This is a genomic window from Mesorhizobium sp. ISC25 (assembly GCF_042295465.1).
Classification (GTDB): domain Bacteria; phylum Pseudomonadota; class Alphaproteobacteria; order Rhizobiales; family Rhizobiaceae; genus Mesorhizobium.
The window spans coordinates 5588010-5605246 of sequence record NZ_CP135441.1; the positions used below are offsets into that span (position 1 = coordinate 5588010).

Annotated in this window: 18 protein-coding genes and 1 pseudogene; 13 read left to right on the forward strand and 6 right to left on the reverse strand. The window is 63.6% G+C overall.

What is annotated here, in order from left to right; translation table 11 throughout:
* Positions 1-237 precede the first annotated feature (237 nt).
* Both RQ479_RS27535 and RQ479_RS27540 read right to left on the reverse strand, forming a co-directional pair.
* Positions 238-1518: a GNAT family N-acetyltransferase gene (locus RQ479_RS27535; protein WP_376703101.1), complete on the reverse strand. Its 1281-nt coding sequence runs from the start codon at positions 1516-1518 to the stop codon at positions 238-240.
* On the reverse strand, positions 1518-2918 hold the full coding sequence (locus tag RQ479_RS27540; protein WP_376706028.1) for a lipopolysaccharide biosynthesis protein: 1401 nt from the start codon (positions 2916-2918) through the stop codon (positions 1518-1520). Before RQ479_RS27540 ends, RQ479_RS27535 begins: the two co-directional genes overlap by 1 nt.
* 276 nt (positions 2919-3194) lie before the next feature.
* Here RQ479_RS27540 and RQ479_RS27545 point away from each other — a divergent pair, with 276 nt between their 5' ends.
* The 4 genes and pseudogenes from RQ479_RS27545 (at position 3195) to RQ479_RS27560 (ending at position 5113) form a co-directional block, all read left to right on the forward strand.
* Positions 3195-3380, forward strand: a complete 186-nt coding sequence (locus RQ479_RS27545; RefSeq protein ID WP_352456662.1) for a hypothetical protein — start codon at positions 3195-3197, stop codon at positions 3378-3380.
* A 2-nt stretch (positions 3381-3382) separates the two neighbouring features.
* Complete coding sequence (locus RQ479_RS27550; RefSeq protein ID WP_352467586.1) at positions 3383-3553, forward strand: hypothetical protein; 171 nt, start codon at positions 3383-3385, stop codon at positions 3551-3553.
* Between the two features lie 210 nt (positions 3554-3763).
* Positions 3764-3972 (forward strand): annotated as a pseudogene (locus RQ479_RS27555) (hypothetical protein); the annotation flags it as partial.
* 190 nt (positions 3973-4162) lie between these two features.
* The gene (locus RQ479_RS27560) at positions 4163-5113 is read left to right on the forward strand and encodes an NAD(P)-dependent oxidoreductase (RefSeq protein ID WP_376703102.1); all 951 of its coding nucleotides are present in this window, start codon (positions 4163-4165) and stop codon (positions 5111-5113) included.
* A 291-nt stretch (positions 5114-5404) separates the two neighbouring features.
* Here the strand turns inward: RQ479_RS27560 and secA are convergent, their stop codons facing one another.
* Positions 5405-8137, reverse strand: a complete 2733-nt coding sequence (gene secA, locus RQ479_RS27565; RefSeq protein WP_376703103.1) for a preprotein translocase subunit SecA — start codon at positions 8135-8137, stop codon at positions 5405-5407.
* Positions 8138-8389: 252 nt separating this feature from the next.
* Here secA and RQ479_RS27570 point away from each other — a divergent pair, with 252 nt between their 5' ends.
* On the forward strand, positions 8390-9307 hold the full coding sequence (locus tag RQ479_RS27570) for a peptidylprolyl isomerase (protein ID WP_292659570.1): 918 nt from the start codon (positions 8390-8392) through the stop codon (positions 9305-9307).
* 273 nt (positions 9308-9580) lie between these two features.
* Here the strand turns inward: RQ479_RS27570 and RQ479_RS27575 are convergent, their stop codons facing one another.
* The gene (locus tag RQ479_RS27575; RefSeq protein ID WP_376703104.1) at positions 9581-10228 is read right to left on the reverse strand and encodes a TetR/AcrR family transcriptional regulator; all 648 of its coding nucleotides are present in this window, start codon (positions 10226-10228) and stop codon (positions 9581-9583) included.
* Positions 10229-10338: 110 nt separating this feature from the next.
* On the opposite strand from RQ479_RS27575, the gene RQ479_RS27580 reads away from it, so the two are divergent.
* Complete coding sequence (locus RQ479_RS27580; protein ID WP_292659569.1) at positions 10339-10575, forward strand: hypothetical protein; 237 nt, start codon at positions 10339-10341, stop codon at positions 10573-10575.
* A gap of 3 nt (positions 10576-10578) precedes the next feature.
* On the opposite strand, the gene RQ479_RS27585 is transcribed toward RQ479_RS27580, so the two are convergent.
* A complete protein-coding gene (locus RQ479_RS27585; RefSeq protein ID WP_376703105.1) occupies positions 10579-11805 on the reverse strand; it encodes a caspase domain-containing protein in 1227 nt (408 codons plus the stop codon).
* A gap of 181 nt (positions 11806-11986) precedes the next feature.
* On the opposite strand from RQ479_RS27585, the gene argJ reads away from it, so the two are divergent.
* The 5 genes from argJ to RQ479_RS27610 all read left to right on the forward strand — a co-directional run bounded on the left by argJ (position 11987) and on the right by RQ479_RS27610 (position 15148).
* Positions 11987-13228 carry a bifunctional glutamate N-acetyltransferase/amino-acid acetyltransferase ArgJ gene (gene argJ / locus RQ479_RS27590; protein ID WP_376703106.1) on the forward strand — a complete coding sequence of 414 codons (1242 nt, stop codon included), beginning with the start codon at positions 11987-11989 and terminating at the stop codon, positions 13226-13228.
* Positions 13228-14007 (forward strand): GNAT family N-acetyltransferase, encoded by a 780-nt coding sequence (locus tag RQ479_RS27595; RefSeq protein WP_376703107.1) that lies wholly within the window; start codon positions 13228-13230, stop codon positions 14005-14007. Before argJ ends, RQ479_RS27595 begins: the two co-directional genes overlap by 1 nt.
* Complete coding sequence (locus tag RQ479_RS27600) at positions 14004-14426, forward strand: (deoxy)nucleoside triphosphate pyrophosphohydrolase (RefSeq protein ID WP_376703108.1); 423 nt, start codon at positions 14004-14006, stop codon at positions 14424-14426. Before RQ479_RS27595 ends, RQ479_RS27600 begins: the two co-directional genes overlap by 4 nt.
* Positions 14427-14553: 127 nt before the next feature.
* Positions 14554-14859 (forward strand): hypothetical protein, encoded by a 306-nt coding sequence (locus RQ479_RS27605; RefSeq protein WP_376703109.1) that lies wholly within the window; start codon positions 14554-14556, stop codon positions 14857-14859.
* Between the two features lie 109 nt (positions 14860-14968).
* A complete protein-coding gene (locus tag RQ479_RS27610; protein WP_352467599.1) occupies positions 14969-15148 on the forward strand; it encodes a Flp family type IVb pilin in 180 nt (59 codons plus the stop codon).
* Between the two features lie 49 nt (positions 15149-15197).
* Here RQ479_RS27610 and RQ479_RS27615 read toward each other — a convergent pair whose 3' ends face one another.
* The gene (locus tag RQ479_RS27615; protein WP_376703110.1) at positions 15198-16070 is read right to left on the reverse strand and encodes a methyltransferase domain-containing protein; all 873 of its coding nucleotides are present in this window, start codon (positions 16068-16070) and stop codon (positions 15198-15200) included.
* Positions 16071-16106: 36 nt separating this feature from the next.
* Here RQ479_RS27615 and RQ479_RS27620 point away from each other — a divergent pair, with 36 nt between their 5' ends.
* Together RQ479_RS27620 and grxC are read left to right on the forward strand one after the other, a co-directional pair.
* Positions 16107-16958: a ComF family protein gene (locus tag RQ479_RS27620; RefSeq protein WP_376703111.1), complete on the forward strand. Its 852-nt coding sequence runs from the start codon at positions 16107-16109 to the stop codon at positions 16956-16958.
* 3 nt (positions 16959-16961) lie between these two features.
* Positions 16962-17231, forward strand: a complete 270-nt coding sequence (grxC, locus tag RQ479_RS27625) for a glutaredoxin 3 (RefSeq protein WP_352467602.1) — start codon at positions 16962-16964, stop codon at positions 17229-17231.
* Positions 17232-17237 lie beyond the last annotated feature (6 nt).

The following is a 17237-nucleotide window of genomic DNA, read 5'->3' on the forward strand; positions in this document are numbered from 1 at the left end:
GCATCGCATAGGGAAAATGCCCCCTCACCCGGATTGCCCAACCGAATTGCGAAGGGCAATTCGGGGCAATCCGACCTCTCCCCGAGGGGAGAGGAGGTCGCCAGCGTTGATGCCAGGCTCTTCTCCCCAGCGGGGAGAAGGTGGCCGCGAAGCGGCCGGATGAGGGGGACTCCATGTGCAATAGCGCATGGGTGCGGAGACGGACGGGCCGGCCGGGTCCACTTTGGACCCGATGCTCTAGCGCCGCCGCAGCAGGCTCCTCATCCGGTTGCGCAGCAGGCGCGCCATGTTGCGGGTCTCGCGGTAGAGGTGAAGCTGCGAGGCCGCCTGGCGGGCGGGGCGGTCGGCGTCCGGCGTCAGCCCGATCACCAGCGTGCCCATCGGCTTGCGTTCGCTCCACAGCCGGCTCATCACCGGATGGTCGGGCACCGCGCAGGAATCGGTCATCATGATGTTGGGATCGTCGAGATGCTGCCTGGTCACCTCGATCATCAGCAGCGTGCCCGGCGAATAGGCGGCGAGCGTCTCGTCATAGGCGGTCTTCCAGGTGTAGGCGACGCCGGCCTCGACGAAGACGACCAGGCAGGCGATGGTGCGGCCGTCGAGCGTCAGCGAATGGATGCGGCAGAGATCCTGCTCGGCCAGCCGGTGCACCGCCTCGCGGGCGAAGGCGGCGCGGTAGCGGTCGATGGCCATGGCGGTGCGCTCGCGGCCTTTCCAGCCGGCAGCCTCCAGCGTCAGGAAATTTTCGATGGCGTGGCGGATCTCGTCCGGCCCGCGCGCCACGACATGCTCCAGCCGGCCGAGGTCGGCGAGGCGGCGCTTCAGGCGGCGGAACTCGCGATAATGGTGCGCGCGCAGCGAAGCTTTCAGATATTCTTCGCCATCGAGCTCGCTTTCGAGCACCGGGCGGTCGGCCTTGCCGGTGGTGACCAGCGTCAGGCCGCGTGTCTCGGCGACGCTGGCGAGCAGGCTCGCCAGCGGGCCGTCCAGCCTTATGTCGGGCAGCACGAAGACCTTCGGCAGTTTGAGATGCGGCCTCGACAGCATCGAAAAGAAATCTTCAATCACTCCGATCGGATCGTCGCGGTCGACCAGCGGTGTGCCGATCGGGCCGAACGGGCTCGACCAGGTGCGCATGACGGGAACCCCGAGCGGCACCATCGGCCGCTCGACCGAGAACGGCACCAGCAGGCGCAGCCGGTTGCGATACTGGTCGCCGTCGCGGATGACCGCCAGCCGCACTTCGCGGTCCTCGAGCCGCGGCATGGCCGGCGCCAGGAAGCGCGGATTGAAGAAGACGTTGGGCTCGATCGTGCGGGTGCAGAGATAGTCGAGCTCCTCGACCAGGTCGAAGCCGGCGGAGGCCGGATAGATCGCCAGCTTGCGCTCGGGCCGGTTGTTGGCAAGGATCTCGACATGGGCGGGATCGGCTTCGCGGGCAAGCCCGGCAAGGCCGGACACCATGGCGCCGGCCGGGCCGCCGCTGGTTTCCTCGAGCAAGGGGACGGCAGCCATCAGGCGGCTCCTTTGGCGGGCACGAAAATGGCCATGGCGATGCCGAGCTTGCGCCAGACCGTAAAGGACAGCGCGCCGGCCTCGAAGATCATGGCGAAGACGGTGGCCATCGCTGCGCCCCACAGGCCGAACAGCGGGATCAGCACGACGCTGAGCGCGATGTTGAAGGCCAGCGTCATGGCATAGACAGCGGCGCAGATATTCTGGTTGCCGCTCATGGTGAGCAGGCTTTCGCAAGGGCCGACGGCGGCCCGCGCGACGACGCCGAACACCAGCAGGAACAGCAGCGGATAGCCGGCGGAAAATTCCGGGCCGAACAGGGTCAGCATCGGTTCGCCCAGCGCCAGCACCAGCAGCGCCATCGCCAGCGACGGCCAGAAGGTCCACGATACGGTTTCGCGGGCGAAGGCAGCGAGCTTTTGCGGTTCGCCATGGGTGAACTGGGCATAGCGCTGAGCAACGCCGGCCTTGACGGCGAAATAGACGAAATGCACCAGCGCCAGCGTCTTGACGGTGGCGAAATAGACGGCGACGTCGTTGGGATCGAGATAGGCGCCGACCATCAGCACGTCGGCATTGGTGAGCAGGAAGAAGAAGCTCTCGACCAGGAAGATCGGCAGCGAGACGATGAACCACTGGCCGAAATGCAGCTTCATCGGCCCGGCCGGGATCCGTCTGTCCATCCGCGAGGTGACGCCGATGAGCTGGCCGAGCGTGGTGGCATAGGTGGCGGCGATGGCGGCGAAGATCGCCGTTTTGGCGTCGGGCGCGTAGCCCGCCAGCAGCATCAGCGCCATGAACGCCAGGATCAGCAGCGGCCGCACCAGAAAGGTCGGCGACAGCGCAAACAGCGCCCAGGAATTGGCCCGCGCCAGCCCTTGCAGCAGGTCGGACATGGCGATCATCGGCAGGCAGATGATGCCGAGGATGAACGGCACGACATAATAGTTCTCGATAAAGGGCGACAGCAGCCACACGCCGAGCGCGCCGAGGCCGGCGATCACTGTCGAGGCAACCAGCACGAACAGCCGGCTGGCCCGCACGATGCCGCGCAATTCGGCCATCATGCCGCGCTCGCGATATTCGGGAATGAAGCGGATGATCGAGGTGTGGAAGCCGAGGCAGGCGAGATTGCCGACGATGACCATGGTCACCCAGACAAGCACGAAAATGCCGTATTCGAACGAGCCCATCCAACGCGCCATCAGGACCTGGCTGACGAAGGCGATGACGGCGCTGACGATGCGGACCGAAAAGGCGATCAGCGACATGCGGCCGGCTTCGCCGCGCGCGCCGGCGGTGAACAGCACGGCATCGATCAGGCCAAGCAGCGGCCTTATGCGCAGCGCAAGGCGCTGCGGCAGGTACCGCCCGGCTGTCGTCGCCGCGGAAAAGCGCACCCCGATCACACTCCGTTTTCCGCCTCTTTTCTGGCTATGCGTCTAACGAAAACACATTAAGAAACGGTTGGGTGGGTGTTCCCTTCGCCCCGTCTCTATAGGGGGAGAAGGTGCCGGCAGGCGGATGAGGGGCGGGTGCGCTGCTTCCTATTCATCATTCGCGCAACCCTTCACCCTGCTCGGTAGTGTCTCAGTTTGAAATACGCGGAAACGCCTATCTCGTTTGCCCCATATGCGAAAACGCCTATATGCTTAGCGGAACGCATGGCAGCAACAATGGTCTACACTGTCATCTGGTATGGAAGGCAGGGCATCGTCGACAAGGTGATCTTCGACGAGGAGAAGACCGCGAAAGATCATGCAACCTCCATGTTCCAAACCCGAAAGGGTGACGATGGAATCGTGTCCGTTGAAGTTCGTAAGGACAACGGCGCTGTCGTCTTTAGCCATGCGGAGAACTAGGAATGCCAACCGGACCTAAAGGCCAGAAGCGCCCCGCCGACATTATCGGCAATGCCGTTCGCGTCATGCGCATTGCCACTGGCGAGGAAGCCGACGACGTGATTGACGACGGCAAAGACCTGCCGCGAAAGCGCTGGGCGCGAAAGGCGGCAAGAAGCGGGCCGAGATTATGAGGCCAGAGCGTCGGGCTGAGATCGCCAAACATAGCCGCCAGTGAAAACCTGATCGCAGCATCTGCCGAAATAGGCTTTTGCAAGAATCTCTATCCCAGAAGAGGGATGCGTGGAATTCAACCAGCTAGGTGACCTCCAACGCCGTGCCCTGCGTCCCGGCAACGTCCACAGTGCCGACAGCAGGAAGGATGTTCTGGCACCATTTACCAGCTCACAAAGAAGCTCATCAAGATCGGTGCCGAGGTTATCAGCCATGGGCGTTATGTCGCCTTCCAGATGCGGAGGTCGCTATCCCGAGGCAACTCTTCACCGACATCCTGCGGCTGATCGCGGAACTCCGGCCATCGCCCATCCATCACCGGCGTGACCGGCCCGGTTGTCATGCGTTCCAGCAAAACCAGGGGAGAACTATGCCTTGAAGAAAGCGAAATCGATTTCCTCGGCCAGCAGCGGGCAGACATCATGGCTTTGGCGGATCACCAACGCCATTTTTGCCGGGTCTGGTCTTGCAACTGGTGTCTTGCAACTGGTGCCAGTTTGCGCAAACCTCAGTCTCAACAGACTGGTAATCGGGTGGATGCCTGATTACCTGAATCTGGGAGGGGCGAAGTGCTAGGCGAGCCCATTACCGTTCTGATGGTCAATGAGTATCCTGACTACATTGATGCACAAGTATGGGCTGCTGAGCTGAAAACCCGTGTGCCGCAGCTGGAGTTCAGGCTTTGGCCAGACGCCGGGAACAAAAGTGACATAGATATTGTGCTGATCGACAAGGGCGCCAGTCCTGGCTTTTTTGATGCCATGACGGGGCTAAGCGCCGTCGTCTATTTGGGAGCCGGTGTCGAGGGTATTGATCTTCAGAGCTTTCCCAAGAGTGTTCCGCTCATCAGGCTCGCAACCCGTGAGCAGGCTTCGGAAGTGGTGCAGTACATCGTCCTTCGCGTTCTCTGCCAGCAACGGCATGTCGCGGATTACATGAGTCTACAAGCCCGCAAGTTGTGGAATCCGATCGCGCCGCGGAAGATCTCCGAGACAAGAATTGTTGTGCTGGGTGCGGGCCGGATCGGTGGCTGGGCCGCAAAGCTGTTTGCGGACTTTGGCTACGACACAGCAGTCTGGTCTCGTCATCAAAAGACGCTTCCTGGTATACACAGTTACTTTGGCCGTGCCCAGCTTGCGGACGCACTCACAAATCGGGACTACGTTATCGGTTCACTTCCCCTGACTGGTGACATTCGTGGGATACTGAACTCGAGTGCCTTTGGAAAAATGAAGCGAGGTGCCTACCTTGTGAATGTCGGCAGGGGCGCGCATGTCAACGAAGCCGACCTGATCCGCGCTCTCGACGAAGGTCAGCTTTCTGGTGCTTGTCTTGACGTGTTTGAGCGTGAACCGCTGGAGGCTTCATCGCCGTTGTGGACTCATCCCAAGGTGACCGTCACACCTCATGTCGCGAGCTTCTGGGTGGATTCTGGAATCGACCAGGCCGCCGATCTCTGCGGTCAAGTCGCAAGAGGAGAGCCTCTGTCCAACAAGATCGACCTCGAACGGGGTTATTGAATCGAAGTAGTGTCTTTACCCACTTTAGCAGGTTCCGATCTTCATGAAGCGCGGACATCAGCGCGTGCGTCAGCCGGCTATTAGATTTCAAACTGAAACACCACCGACGGTCGAGATACAGAAAATTCGAAATGCGTATTTTGGTATCGGCGAGACAGCGCCCCCTGTGGCCTGCCGGCCATCTCCCCCACAGGTGGGGAGATTGGCTAATCGCGAACGCCAGCGCTGCCCCTCATCCGGCCCTTCGGGCCACCTTCTCCCCGTATAGTGACGGGGAGAAGGTAAGGGGCCTTACGCAAACGCCCCATGACAATGCTTGTACTTTTTCCCCGACCCGCACGGGCAGGCCTCGTTGCGGCCGACCTTGCCCCAGGTGGCTGGGTTCTTCGGGTCGCGGTCTTCGGGGCCGACGATGGCATTGGTCTCCTGGCGGACCAGAACGGCCGTCTCGCCGCCATCGAAGTCGTCCTCGCCGGTGCTGCCGTCGATGTGGCTGCCGAACATGTCGGGGGCTTCGGGCGGCGGCGCGTCGGCCGCCTGGCGAACCAGCTCGACGCGCATCAATTGCGCGGTGACGGCCTGGCGCAGATTGCCCAGCATCGCCTGGAATAGCTCGAACGCTTCGCCTTTGTACTCCTGCAGCGGATCGCGCTGGGCGTAGCCGCGGAAGCCGACGACCGAGCGCAGATGGTCGAGGTTGACGATGTGCTCGCGCCACAGATGGTCGAGCGTCTGCAGCACCACGGAGCGCTCGACGTAGCTCATCACGTCAGGGCCGAAGCGCTCGGCGCGCTCCTTGGCCGCGGCGTCGGCGGCCTGACTGACGCGCTCGCGGATGTCGTCCTCGGCGATGCCTTCTTCCTTGACCCAGTCCTCGACCGGCAGATCGAGATTGAGGAATTCGGCGATCTCGGCCTTGAGCCCGGCGACGTTCCACTGCTCGGCATAGGCGTTTTCGGGAATGTTCTTGGCGACGATCTCCTCGATTACGCCTTCGCGCATCTCTGTGATGGTCTCCGACAGGCCTTCGCCGTCCATCAGCTCGATGCGCTGTTCGAACACCACCTTGCGCTGGTCGTTCGAGACGTCGTCATACTTCAACAGGTTCTTGCGGATGTCGAAGTTGCGCGCCTCGACCTTCTTCTGCGCCTTTTCCAGCGCCTTGTTGATCCAGGGATGGATGATCGCCTCGTCTTCCTTGAGACCGAGCTTCTGCAGCATGCCGTCCATGCGCTCGGAACCGAAGATGCGCATCAGATCGTCCTGCAGCGACAGGAAGAATTTCGAGCGGCCCGGATCGCCCTGGCGGCCCGAGCGGCCGCGCAACTGATTGTCGATGCGGCGCGATTCATGGCGCTCGGTGGCCAGCACGTAGAGGCCGCCGGCGGCGAGCGCCTTTTCCTTCAGCCGGGCGATGTCGTCGCGGATTTCCTTTTCCCTGGCCTCGCGCTCGGGGCCGGCCGGCATGTCGCCAAGCTCCTCGGCGATGCGCATGTCGGCATTGCCGCCGAGCTGGATGTCGGTGCCGCGGCCGGCCATGTTGGTGGCAATGGTGATGGCGCCGGGTTTGCCGGCCTGGGCGACGATCGCCGCTTCGCGCTCATGATGGCGGGCGTTCAGCACCTCGAAATCCTTGAAACCTTCCTTGCGCAGGCGTTCGGCCAGCTGCTCGGATTTCTCGATGGAAGTCGTGCCGACCAGCGTCGGCTGACCCTTGGCGCGGGCTTCCTTGATCTCCTTGACGATCGCCTTGTATTTCTCCTCGACCGTCCGGTAGACCTCATCGTCTTCGTCAATGCGGATGACCGGCAGGTTGGTCGGGATCTCGGTGACGTCGAGATTGTAGATGTTGGCGAATTCCTCGGCCTCGGTCAGCGCCGTGCCGGTCATGCCGGCGAGCTTCTTGTAGAGGCGGAAATAGTTCTGGAAGGTGACCGAGGCGAGCGTCTGGTTCTCGGGCTGGATCGCCACATGCTCCTTGGCTTCGAGCGCCTGGTGCAGGCCCTCCGAATAGCGGCGGCCGGGCATCATGCGGCCGGTGAACTCGTCGATGATGACGATCTCGCCGTTGCGAACGATGTAGTCCTTGTCCCTCTGGAACAGCCGGTGCGCCTTCAGCGCGTTGTTGACGTGGTGGACGATGGCGACGTTCTCGACGTCGTAGAGCGACTCGCCCTTGAGCAGGCCGGCATCGCGCAGCATGTTCTCCAGCTTCTCGGTGCCTTCCTCGGTGAAGATCGAGGTCTTCTGCTTCTCGTCGATCTCGTAGTCCTGAGGCTGCAGCTGGATGATGAAGGTGTCGATGGTGTTGTACATTTCCGAACGGTCCTCGAGCGGACCGGAAATGATCAGCGGCGTGCGCGCTTCGTCGACCAGGATGGAATCGACTTCGTCGACGATGGCGTAGCTGTGACCGCGCTGCACCATCTGGGCGCGCTCGTATTTCATGTTGTCGCGCAGATAGTCGAAGCCGAGCTCGTTGTTTGTGGCGTAGGTGACGTCGGCGGCGTAGGCGACGCGGCGCTCCTCGTCGGACAGGCCATGGACGATGACGCCGACCTTAAGGCCGAGGAATTTGTAGACGCGGCCCATCCATTCGGAGTCGCGCGTGGCCAGGTAATCGTTGACGGTGACGACATGGACGCCATTGCCGGCGAGGGCGTTGAGGTAGACCGGCAGCGTCGCCACTAAGGTCTTGCCTTCACCGGTGCGCATCTCGGCGATGCCGCCATTGTGCAGCACCATGCCACCGATCAGCTGCACGTCGAATGGGCGCATGCCGAGCACGCGGCGGGCGGCCTCACGCACAGTAGCGAAGGCCGGCACCAGGAGGTCGTCGAGGCTGGCGCCGTTGGCGATGTCCTGGCGGAATTTGTCGGTGCGGGCCTGAAGCTCGGCGTCGGAGAGCGCCCGCATCTCGTTTTCCATGGCATTGATCGCCTCGACGCGCGGCCGGGTCGATTTGACCCGACGATCGTTGGAGGAGCCGAAAACCTTACGGGCGAGACCGCCGAGACTGACCATCCAATGGCCCTTTCGATAGCATTCCAAGTCATTGCGACAGGCGCCGGCTGGCCCCATCAAATCCACGTGAACGCGGACAAACGCAAAAAGCGCCCGGAAAACGGTTCTGGACGCAAAGTCGTTGGACAGATAAGAGGGGGCTCATTCGATGTCAACGCCGCGCTCGCCCTGTCGACCGCGCCAAATTCCGCCACAATCCTGCTGGTCTGGAAGCCATTCCGCTCTAGCTACCCCGCTTTGGAGATAATCGTAATGTCCTTGTTGTTCCGCCGCGCGTCGCTCGCCAGCCTTGGTCTGGCATTCGGGCTCTCGGCCCTCTCGCTGTCGCCGCTGATGGCGCAGGAAGCCGCCCCTGCCCAGCCGGCAGCACCCGCCCCGGCGGCCAAGCCGGTCGATCCGAACGCCGTGGTCGCCACCATCAACGGCCAGACGCTGACCGAGGCAGACCTTGGGCTTGCCGAGGGGGAGCTGTCGCAGCAGTTCGCGCAGCTTCCGCCCGAGCAGCGCCGCGCCGCGGCACTGTCGGCGGCGATCGAAATCCGCGTCATGGCGGCTCAGGCAGTGACCACCGGCCTCGACAAGGATCCCGACTTTCAACGCCGCATGGCCTTCCTGCAGCAGCGCGCGCTGCATGGCGAAATGGTCGAGAAGGGCGTCGTCGACAAGGTTACCGATGCCGAGGTCCGCGCCCGCTACGATCAGGAAATCGCCAACACGCCGCCCAGCAACGAGGTGCACGCCCGTCACATCCTCGTGAAGACGAAGGAAGAGGCCGACGCTATCATCAAGCAGCTCGACGGCGGCGCCGACTTCCAGAAACTCGCCAACGAGCACACCAGCGATCCGAGCGGCAAGACCAGCGGCGGCGATCTCGGCTGGTTTGGGCCTGGCCAGATGGTGCCGGAGTTCGACAAGGCGGTGTTTGCGCTGGCGGTCGGCAAATACACCGAGCAGCCGGTGCAGTCGCAGTTCGGCTGGCACGTCATCAAGGTCGAGGACAAGCGCACCAAGCAGCCGCCGGCGTTCGACCAGGTCAAGGACCAGGCGCGCCAGGCGGTTATCCGCGACAAGTATTTCGCGCTGGTCAAGTCGCTGCGCGCCAACGCCAAGGTCGACATCCCCGATGCGAACCTGAAGAAGACGGTCGACGCGCTGGAAAGCGCGAAGTAGGCGAGGGCGATCACATCAATTATTGATGTCAGCGCTGCCCCTCATCCGCCTGCCGGCACCTTCTCCCCGTATAGTGACGGGGAGAAGGGGCTGGCCACAGCCTTAGCACCCCTTCTGCAACGCAGGAGATTGGCGACATCCTTTGCGAAGGCATTCCTTCTCCCCGTCACTATACGGGGAGAAGTGCCCGGCAGGGCGATGAGGGGCGGCGCCGACGCCAACAATTGAACGTCTGATTGTCTCCACGACGACCGGGTGCTTCCTCTGTCGCTTCTACCGAGCGATGATGCGTCGACGCCGCCGCCGGACCGCCGTGGCGTCGCCGGCGTCGCCAGCGACAATGCCTTTCAAGATATAGCCGACCGCCCTGCGTAAGATCGCTTCGTCCTCGTCCAGGCGGTCTGTCAGAAGGTGCGCCCAGGCAAACGAGGCGATCAGGTCGGCGACGACCGTGGCATCGACATCGGCCGCCACCTCTCCCCTTGCCTTGGCGCGTTCGACCATCTGGCCGGTGTGGACACGACGCCCTCTCGCGTATTCGGCGAGGGCGGCGGCCGCTTTTTCGTCCGACTGCGCCTCGGCAATCAGCGATCTGAATACGCTGCCCGACGATGTGTCGCACCAGTGCGCGAACAAGCTCTTCAGGAAGCCGACGAGATCCTGCTCAAGGTTCCCGGTATCGGGATTGTCGACGCGCTTTTGCCGCTGGTAAACGTCGAGCAGCAGGGCGGCCTTGCTTGGCCACCAGCGATAGATCGTCGGTTTTCCGGCGCGTGCGCGGCGCGCCACCGCTTCGATCGAGAAGCCGGAATAGCCGGCCTCGACCAGCACCGCCTCGGCGGCATCGAGAATGGCATCAGCGCTTTCGGGGCTGCGCCGTGCGCCAGCCGACTTGCGCCCGGGATCGGTGGTTTCGCCCATTTCTTTGTCCTTACCCGCGATTTCAGCGGCCATAATATACAACTCTTGACGAAACGAAACGATCCGTTTTATATGTAACGGAACGTTCCGTAACGATAAGGAGAACAACAATGACTTCGACCGCCGCCACCCGCTTTTCGCGCCTGCGCTTCGCCCTGCTGGTGCTGCTCGGCGTCTATCCGCTGATCACTGCCATTTTGTACGTGGTTTTTCCGCTGACGCAGGAATGGCAAATCTGGCAGCGTACGCTGGTCATCGCGCCGCTGATGGTCTCGATCATGATCTGGGGACTGATTCCGGGCGTGCAGCGGGCGTTTCGCGGGTTCATCAACCCAACGGTCCGGTGATGTTCATTCCAGCGCTTGCGACGTTTCCGACGCAACGCGCCACACGCCACCGGCCAGCACGAGTTCCAGCGTCACCCGCGCCTTGCCGGTCAGGCGCTGCGCCGATTTGCCTTTCGGCACATAATCGTAGCGCATGGCGAAAACCACGTCGGCGCGGTCCTTGCCGTGCGGCGTCACCTCAAGGCTGCCGGGCTCGAGACCGAACGACCACGACGCCCATTGCGCGAACCAGTCGGTCTTGACCTTGACGATGGCCTCGCTGTCGTAACGCGTGCCGTAGATGGTGGCCGACGCCCCGTAAAGCCGCTTGACGGTTTCGCGCATTCTCCTGGCATCAGGCGCCAGATAGTCCTCGCGCAGAAACTGCTCGATGGCGCCCTTGTCGCCGACGGAGCGTTCGAGCGCAGCCACCTCGGACGCGGGAGCCGGGCTGACGGCCGGTTTCGGTTGCTGGGCGGTGTCTCCGCCCGGAACGAATTCGAAACGCTCGAGCAGCGACCCCTGCTCCCAGGGACGCTGCGCCTCGCGCGTTGCGGAAACGACGTCGCGGCGCACCGCGATCATCATGTCGTTGATGCTCTGTCCGGGCTCGGCCATGTGCCGCAAAAGTGCCGCGGCAAAGGGCGAGTTGCGCCCCGTCCCGTCCATTGCGACGGCGCCGGGCGCAGTCGAGAAGGCGATGAACGAGCCGCGCGTCGACTCGAACTGGGCAAGGCCGGCGAGAGCCGTCGCCGAGCGCGTCGTGGCGCTGCGGCTGAGGCTTCGGGCAAACGGGTTGTTGCGGCAGGCATCGAGGAAGACCAGGCTGACCTTGGTCTGCTGCTCCATGATGTCGAGAACCTCGTCGATCGGCACCGCCTCGAGCTGGAGCTTGACCGGCATGTCCAGCCTCGCATCGACCGGCACGATGAAGTTGCGCCCGTCGACCTGCAGGCCGTGGCCGGCGTAGTAGAACAGCCCGGCACCGGCACCTTGCAGCGCATCGGAGAATTCGCCGATCTTGCGTTCGAGTTCGCGCTTGCCGAGATCGTTGCCTTCGATCACCTCGAAACCGATGGCGCGCAGCTTGTCGGCGATGTCGAGCGCATCGTTGACGGGATTGGCCAGCGTGCCGGCTTCGGCGTAGCTGCCGTTGCCTACCACAAGCGCTACGCGCCGCGCCGTCTGCGCATCGGCACGCAGCAGCAGAAAGCCCAGAAACGCCAGTGCCAACACCACAAGCCTGCCCATGGGGCAGGATCATAGCGCTATCGGCCGCAGCGACGCCAACAAATTTGCAACAGCCTTGCTTGCGGCATGAGGCGGTGTCAGGCGTCCGGCACCCGTAACGGCTGTGAAAACGCCTTGCGCCAGCGCGTGCTATCGGGCAAACCGGCGTTCCTTTCGCGATTTTTCCCGCCCGGGGTCTTCCATGTCCACACAGGTTTCGCCGCTCGCGCCGAAGAAATATCCCAAGATGCCGGCCATCGAGGGCGTGCGCATCGCCACCGCCGAGGCCGGCATAAAATACAAGAACCGCACCGACCTGCTGGCCATGGTGTTCGACGCCGGCACCACCGTCGCCGGCGTCTTCACCAAATCAAAGTGCCCGTCGGCGCCGGTCGACTTCTGCCGGCAGAACCTCACCGCTGGCAAGGCACGCGTGCTGGTCGTCAATTCCGGCAATGCCAATGCCTTTACCGGCCAGAAGGGCCGCGCCTCGACCGCACTCACGGGCGAGGTGGCGGCGAAGGCGGCCGGCTGCACAGCGGGCGAGGTGTTCCTGGCCTCGACCGGCGTCATCGGCGAACCGCTCGACACCGGCAAGTTCAGCCATCTGCTGGCCGGGCTGATCAAGGACGGCAAGCCGGAATTGTGGACCGAAGCCGCCAAGGCGATCATGACCACCGACACCTATCCCAAACTGGCGACCGCGACGGTCAAACTCGGCGACACCGATGTCAGCATCAACGGTATCGCCAAGGGCGCCGGCATGATCGCGCCCGACATGGCGACGATGCTTTCCTTCATCGCCACCGATGCGCCGATCGCAGCACCCGTGCTGCAGGATCTCTTGTCTCGCGGCACGGCCAAGACCTTCAACGCGGTTACCGTCGACAGCGACACCTCGACCAGCGACACGCTGTTGATGTTCGCCACGGGTGCTGCCGCCAGGCGCGGCGCGCCGGGAATTTCCGACCCCAGGGATGCGCGCCTCGGCGCCTTCCGCCGTGCCCTCGGTAAGGTATTGAAATCGCTGGCGCTGCAGGTGGTGCGCGACGGCGAGGGCGCCCGCAAGCAGGTCGAGGTCACCGTCACCGGGGCCAAATCGGCCCGCTCGGCCAAGCGCATCGCGCTGTCGATCGCCAATTCGCCGCTGGTCAAGACGGCAGTCGCCGGCGAGGACGCCAATTGGGGCCGCGTCGTCATGGCCGTCGGCAAGGCCGGCGAACCGGCCGACCGCGACCTTCTGTCGATCTGGTTCGGCGACAACCGCCTGGCGTATCAGGGCGAGCGCGACGCCGCCTATTCCGAAGCGGCGACTTCGGCGTATATGAAGCGCGACGAGATCCGCATCCGCGCCGATATCGGCATCGGCCGCGGCAAGGCGACGGTGTGGACCTGTGACCTCACCAAGGAATATGTCGCCATCAATGGCGACTATCGGAGCTGATGGCGTTGGCTTCCAGACATCCGGCAAGCGTGTTGGCGATCGTGCGCCGCTACGAGGCGGCCGGCTTTCGTGCCTGGCCGGCGGCCGCCGTCCATTATGATGGTACCTGGGTGGTGCGGCTGACGGCCGGCCACCCGGCCAAGCGGCTGAATTCGGTCAATCCGCTCGATCCGGGCGACATCCAGCACATTGCCGAGCGCATCGGCCGCGCCAGCCGCCGCTTCGACGCCTATGGCAGGCCGCTGACCTTTCGCATCTCGCCGTTGTCAGGGCCGGATCTTTCAAAGTACCTCGACAGCGAGGGCTGGAGCACATTCGCCGAATCGCTGGTCATGCGGCTGCCGTTGGCGGACGCCGCGCTCGAAGATGGCATGGACCAGATTCCGCTGAAGGACATCAGCCGTTTCATCGGCGCGGCGCTCAAGGTGAGCGGTTCGCATGTGTCGCTGCGGCCGGGCCTGTCGGAGATCATCGGCGCCATCCAGCCGGAGGCGGGGCTGTTTGCGCTGGAGGCCGGCAGCGAGCCGCTGGCAACGTTGATCTGCGTGCATGACGGCGACCTTGCCGGCCTGTTCGAGATCGCCACCGACAAATCGGTGCGCAACCAGGGCCATGGCCGCCATCTCATCCGGTCGGCGCTGAAATGGGCGCGGCTGCGCGGGGCGCGGGAAGCCTGGCTGCAGGTCGAGGCGGACAACGCGCCGGCGCTGGCGCTTTACCGTTCGCTCGGATTCGACGAAGTCTATCGCTATCACTATCGCCGGCCACAAGGCGCATGAGCGGCTCAAACACGGCCGGCAAGCGCCTGCTCCTGGTCGCGGCCTGCGCGCTGGTCGATGCCGACGGGCGCGTGCTTTTGGCGCAGCGGCCCGAAGGCAAGCAACTCGCCGGCCTGTGGGAGTTTCCGGGCGGCAAGGTCGAGCCCGGTGAGACGCCGGAACAATGCCTGATCCGCGAATTGTACGAGGAGGTCGGCATCGAGACCGACATCCCTTGCCTGGCGCCACTCACCTTTGCCAGCCATTCCTACGATGATTTTCACCTGCTGATGCCGCTGTTCGTCTGCCGTCGCTTCCGCGGCATTGCCCAGCCGAGGGAAGGCCAGGTGCTGAAATGGGTGCGGCCGCGCCAGATGCGCGATTTTCCAATGCCGCCGGCCGATGCCCCGCTGATCCAGTTCCTCATCGATCTGCTGTAACGGCCGACCTCCCGTAAACCGGGCAGCTCCGCAACGCGATATCCGCAGCGTTAATGAAAGATTTATCTGGCCGTGAAAAATTGACGCAAGGCGGTTACGCCGATTCCACCGCTGGGGAGCGATTTGCATGAGCTTCGACAAGGACTGGGCCTCGCCTTGGCCCGACCGCCTTCCTGGCGCCGCCAATGCCGGCATGGGAATACTGCGCATCGCCCTTTTGTTCGGCTCGGCCGCGGTGGCGCTGGCGTTGATCGCGACGCCCTACCTCGACAGCCGGACCCGGTCGCAGTTTGCCCGCGACGGCCTTGATACGATGAGCACCGGCTCGATCGGCCAGCGCGATAGCTATACGCTACGCAAGAGCGTGCTGCAGCCGCTGCCCAGTTCGGTCTGCGTTATACGGGCCGATGGCAGAAGCAGCGGCGACTGCTGACGTCCTCAACAGATCTCTACAATGCAGCTGTTTCACTGCCCGTTAAGCCTGTCGCGTTAACCTTTCTTAACGGGTCGGCGCTAGGTTCGGGCAAGAGGGATGGGCGCCCATGAAAGTCTTGCTGCAACGATTTTTAGAAGACGAGAGGGGTGCGACGGCTATCGAATATGGTTTGATCGTTGCCGTGCTGTCGCTTGCCATTGTCGCTGGCGTCGGCCGGGCTGCCGGTGCGATTCAGTGGCTGTTCAGCGACAACAGCAGCAAGCTTGCCAATGCTTTTGCGCAGTGACCCGCTTAGTTTTGCGCGGGATACGCTTAGCTTTTGCGCAAGGATCCGGTCAGGGGCCGCCGGGATTTTCCAGGATCGTCTTCAGCGATATTTTTGCGGAGCCCGGCTTCAGCGGTTTTTGCTGAGAGGCATCGGGCGCCCAGCCTGACATCCAGACCACCGAGAAACTCGCCCTGACGCGGCCATCGGCATCCGAAAACCGGTCGGCATAGATTTCGGCGGCGCGCGCGAACAGCGCTCGCGTGCCCGGCCGCCTGCTGCGGTCGACAAGCGCGCTGGTCTCGCCCATGGCGCGCAGGTCCGCGACGAGGCCAAAGAGGGAATCGTAGCGCACCGTGGTCGTCTCGACGTCGGCAACCGGTAGCGCCAGGCCGGCGCGCTGCAGCAGCGCGCCGGCGTCGCGGACGTCGGTGAACGGGATGACACGCGGGCTGGCGCCGCCATAGAGCTCGGTCTCGGCGGCAAGCAGGCTTTCGCGCAGCTCGGAAAGCGTGCCTGTGCCAGCGAAGGCGCCGAGGAAAAGCCCGTCCGGCTTCAGCGCCCGGCGGATCTGCACCAGCATGCCGGGAATGTCGTTCATCGCCTGCAGCGACAGCAGCGAGACTGCGAGGTCGAGGCTTTCCGGTTCGAATGGCACGGTTTCCAACGGCGCTACCACTCCTGGCTGGCCGCCCAGGAAAGCGGCGTCGGCCTCGACGCGCACGTTTTCCGTCACCTTGCCGCTTTCGGCGAGCACCTCTGCTGCTGCCGGCGTCTGGCAAAACAATAAGGCCGCCTTGCCGAACCTGCGTTCGACGGCGCCGAGCCGGTCGGCAAGATCCTCGGCCGCCCGCCGCATGAGGAAATCCGCGCCGGCGATGGGACGGGCCAGTGACCGGCGCTTGCGCGCCAGCCAGAGCGAGGTGTCGATTACACGCTGCAATGGGCAGGTCCTTGTGCTTCGCTCTCTGATATAGTGATGCGGAGGACCAATCACGTGGCCGATCCGATGCCAGAGATCAAGCGTATTGCGATCAAGAGCATTGCCCGAAAGGCACTGTGCTGGCCGGCGCGCCTCTTGTTCCCGCCGGTCTGCGCCGGCTGCCGCCGCCATGTCTCGCAGCCCGGGGTGTTGTGCGGCGCCTGCTGGCCGAAACTCAGGCTGCTGGAACGGCCATGGTGCCCTGTGATGGGCACGCCGTTCACCCACAGTATGGGTGAGGGTTTCCTGTCGGCGGAGGCGATAGCCGACCCGCCGCCGTTCGAACGCGCGCGGGCGGCGGTTGCCTATTCCGGCGTTGCCCGCCAGATGGTGCAAGGGCTGAAATACCAGGACCGCACCGATCTGGCGCCGTGGATGGCGCGCTGGATGCTTCGCGCCGGTGCCGAACTCATCGCCGAGGCCGATGTGGTCGTGCCGGTACCGCTGCACTGGCGGCGTTTCTTCAGGCGGCAGTTCAACCAGTCGGCGGAACTGGCGCGGGCGGTGGCGCAGCTCGGGGAGCGGCCTTTCGCGCCATCAGCCATCAAGCGCGTCAAACTCACGCGCCAGCAGGTCGGGCTGGAGCGGCGGGAACGCGAGGAAAATGTTCGCGCCGCATTCAAAGTGCCTGACGAGGCGGAGATCGAAATCGCCGGCCGCCGGGTGCTGTTGATCGACGATGTCTACACCACCGGCGCGACCGTCCGCGCGGTCGCCAGAGCATTGAAGAAGGGCGGTGCCGGCTCAGTCGACGTACTGACCTTCGCGCGCGTGCTGCCGGGGACTTTCGGGCCGACGAATCGGCGCCTATATAGCCTACATGACAGCGGAACGAGGCAGGGTTGCTGACCGATGGTCGATGTGACGATCTACACGCGGATGATGTGCGGCTATTGCACCGCGGCCAAGCGGCTGCTCGACAGGAAGGGTGTCGCCTATATCGAGCACGACGCCTCCTTCTCGCCGGAACTGCGCCAGGAAATGATCTCCCGGGCCCATGGCCGTTCCACCTTTCCGCAGATATTCATCGGCGGCACACATGTCGGCGGCTCCGACGATCTCCACGAATTGGAGGCTGAAGGACGGCTGGACAGATTGCTCGCTAACGGCTCGACCAGATAAGGACAT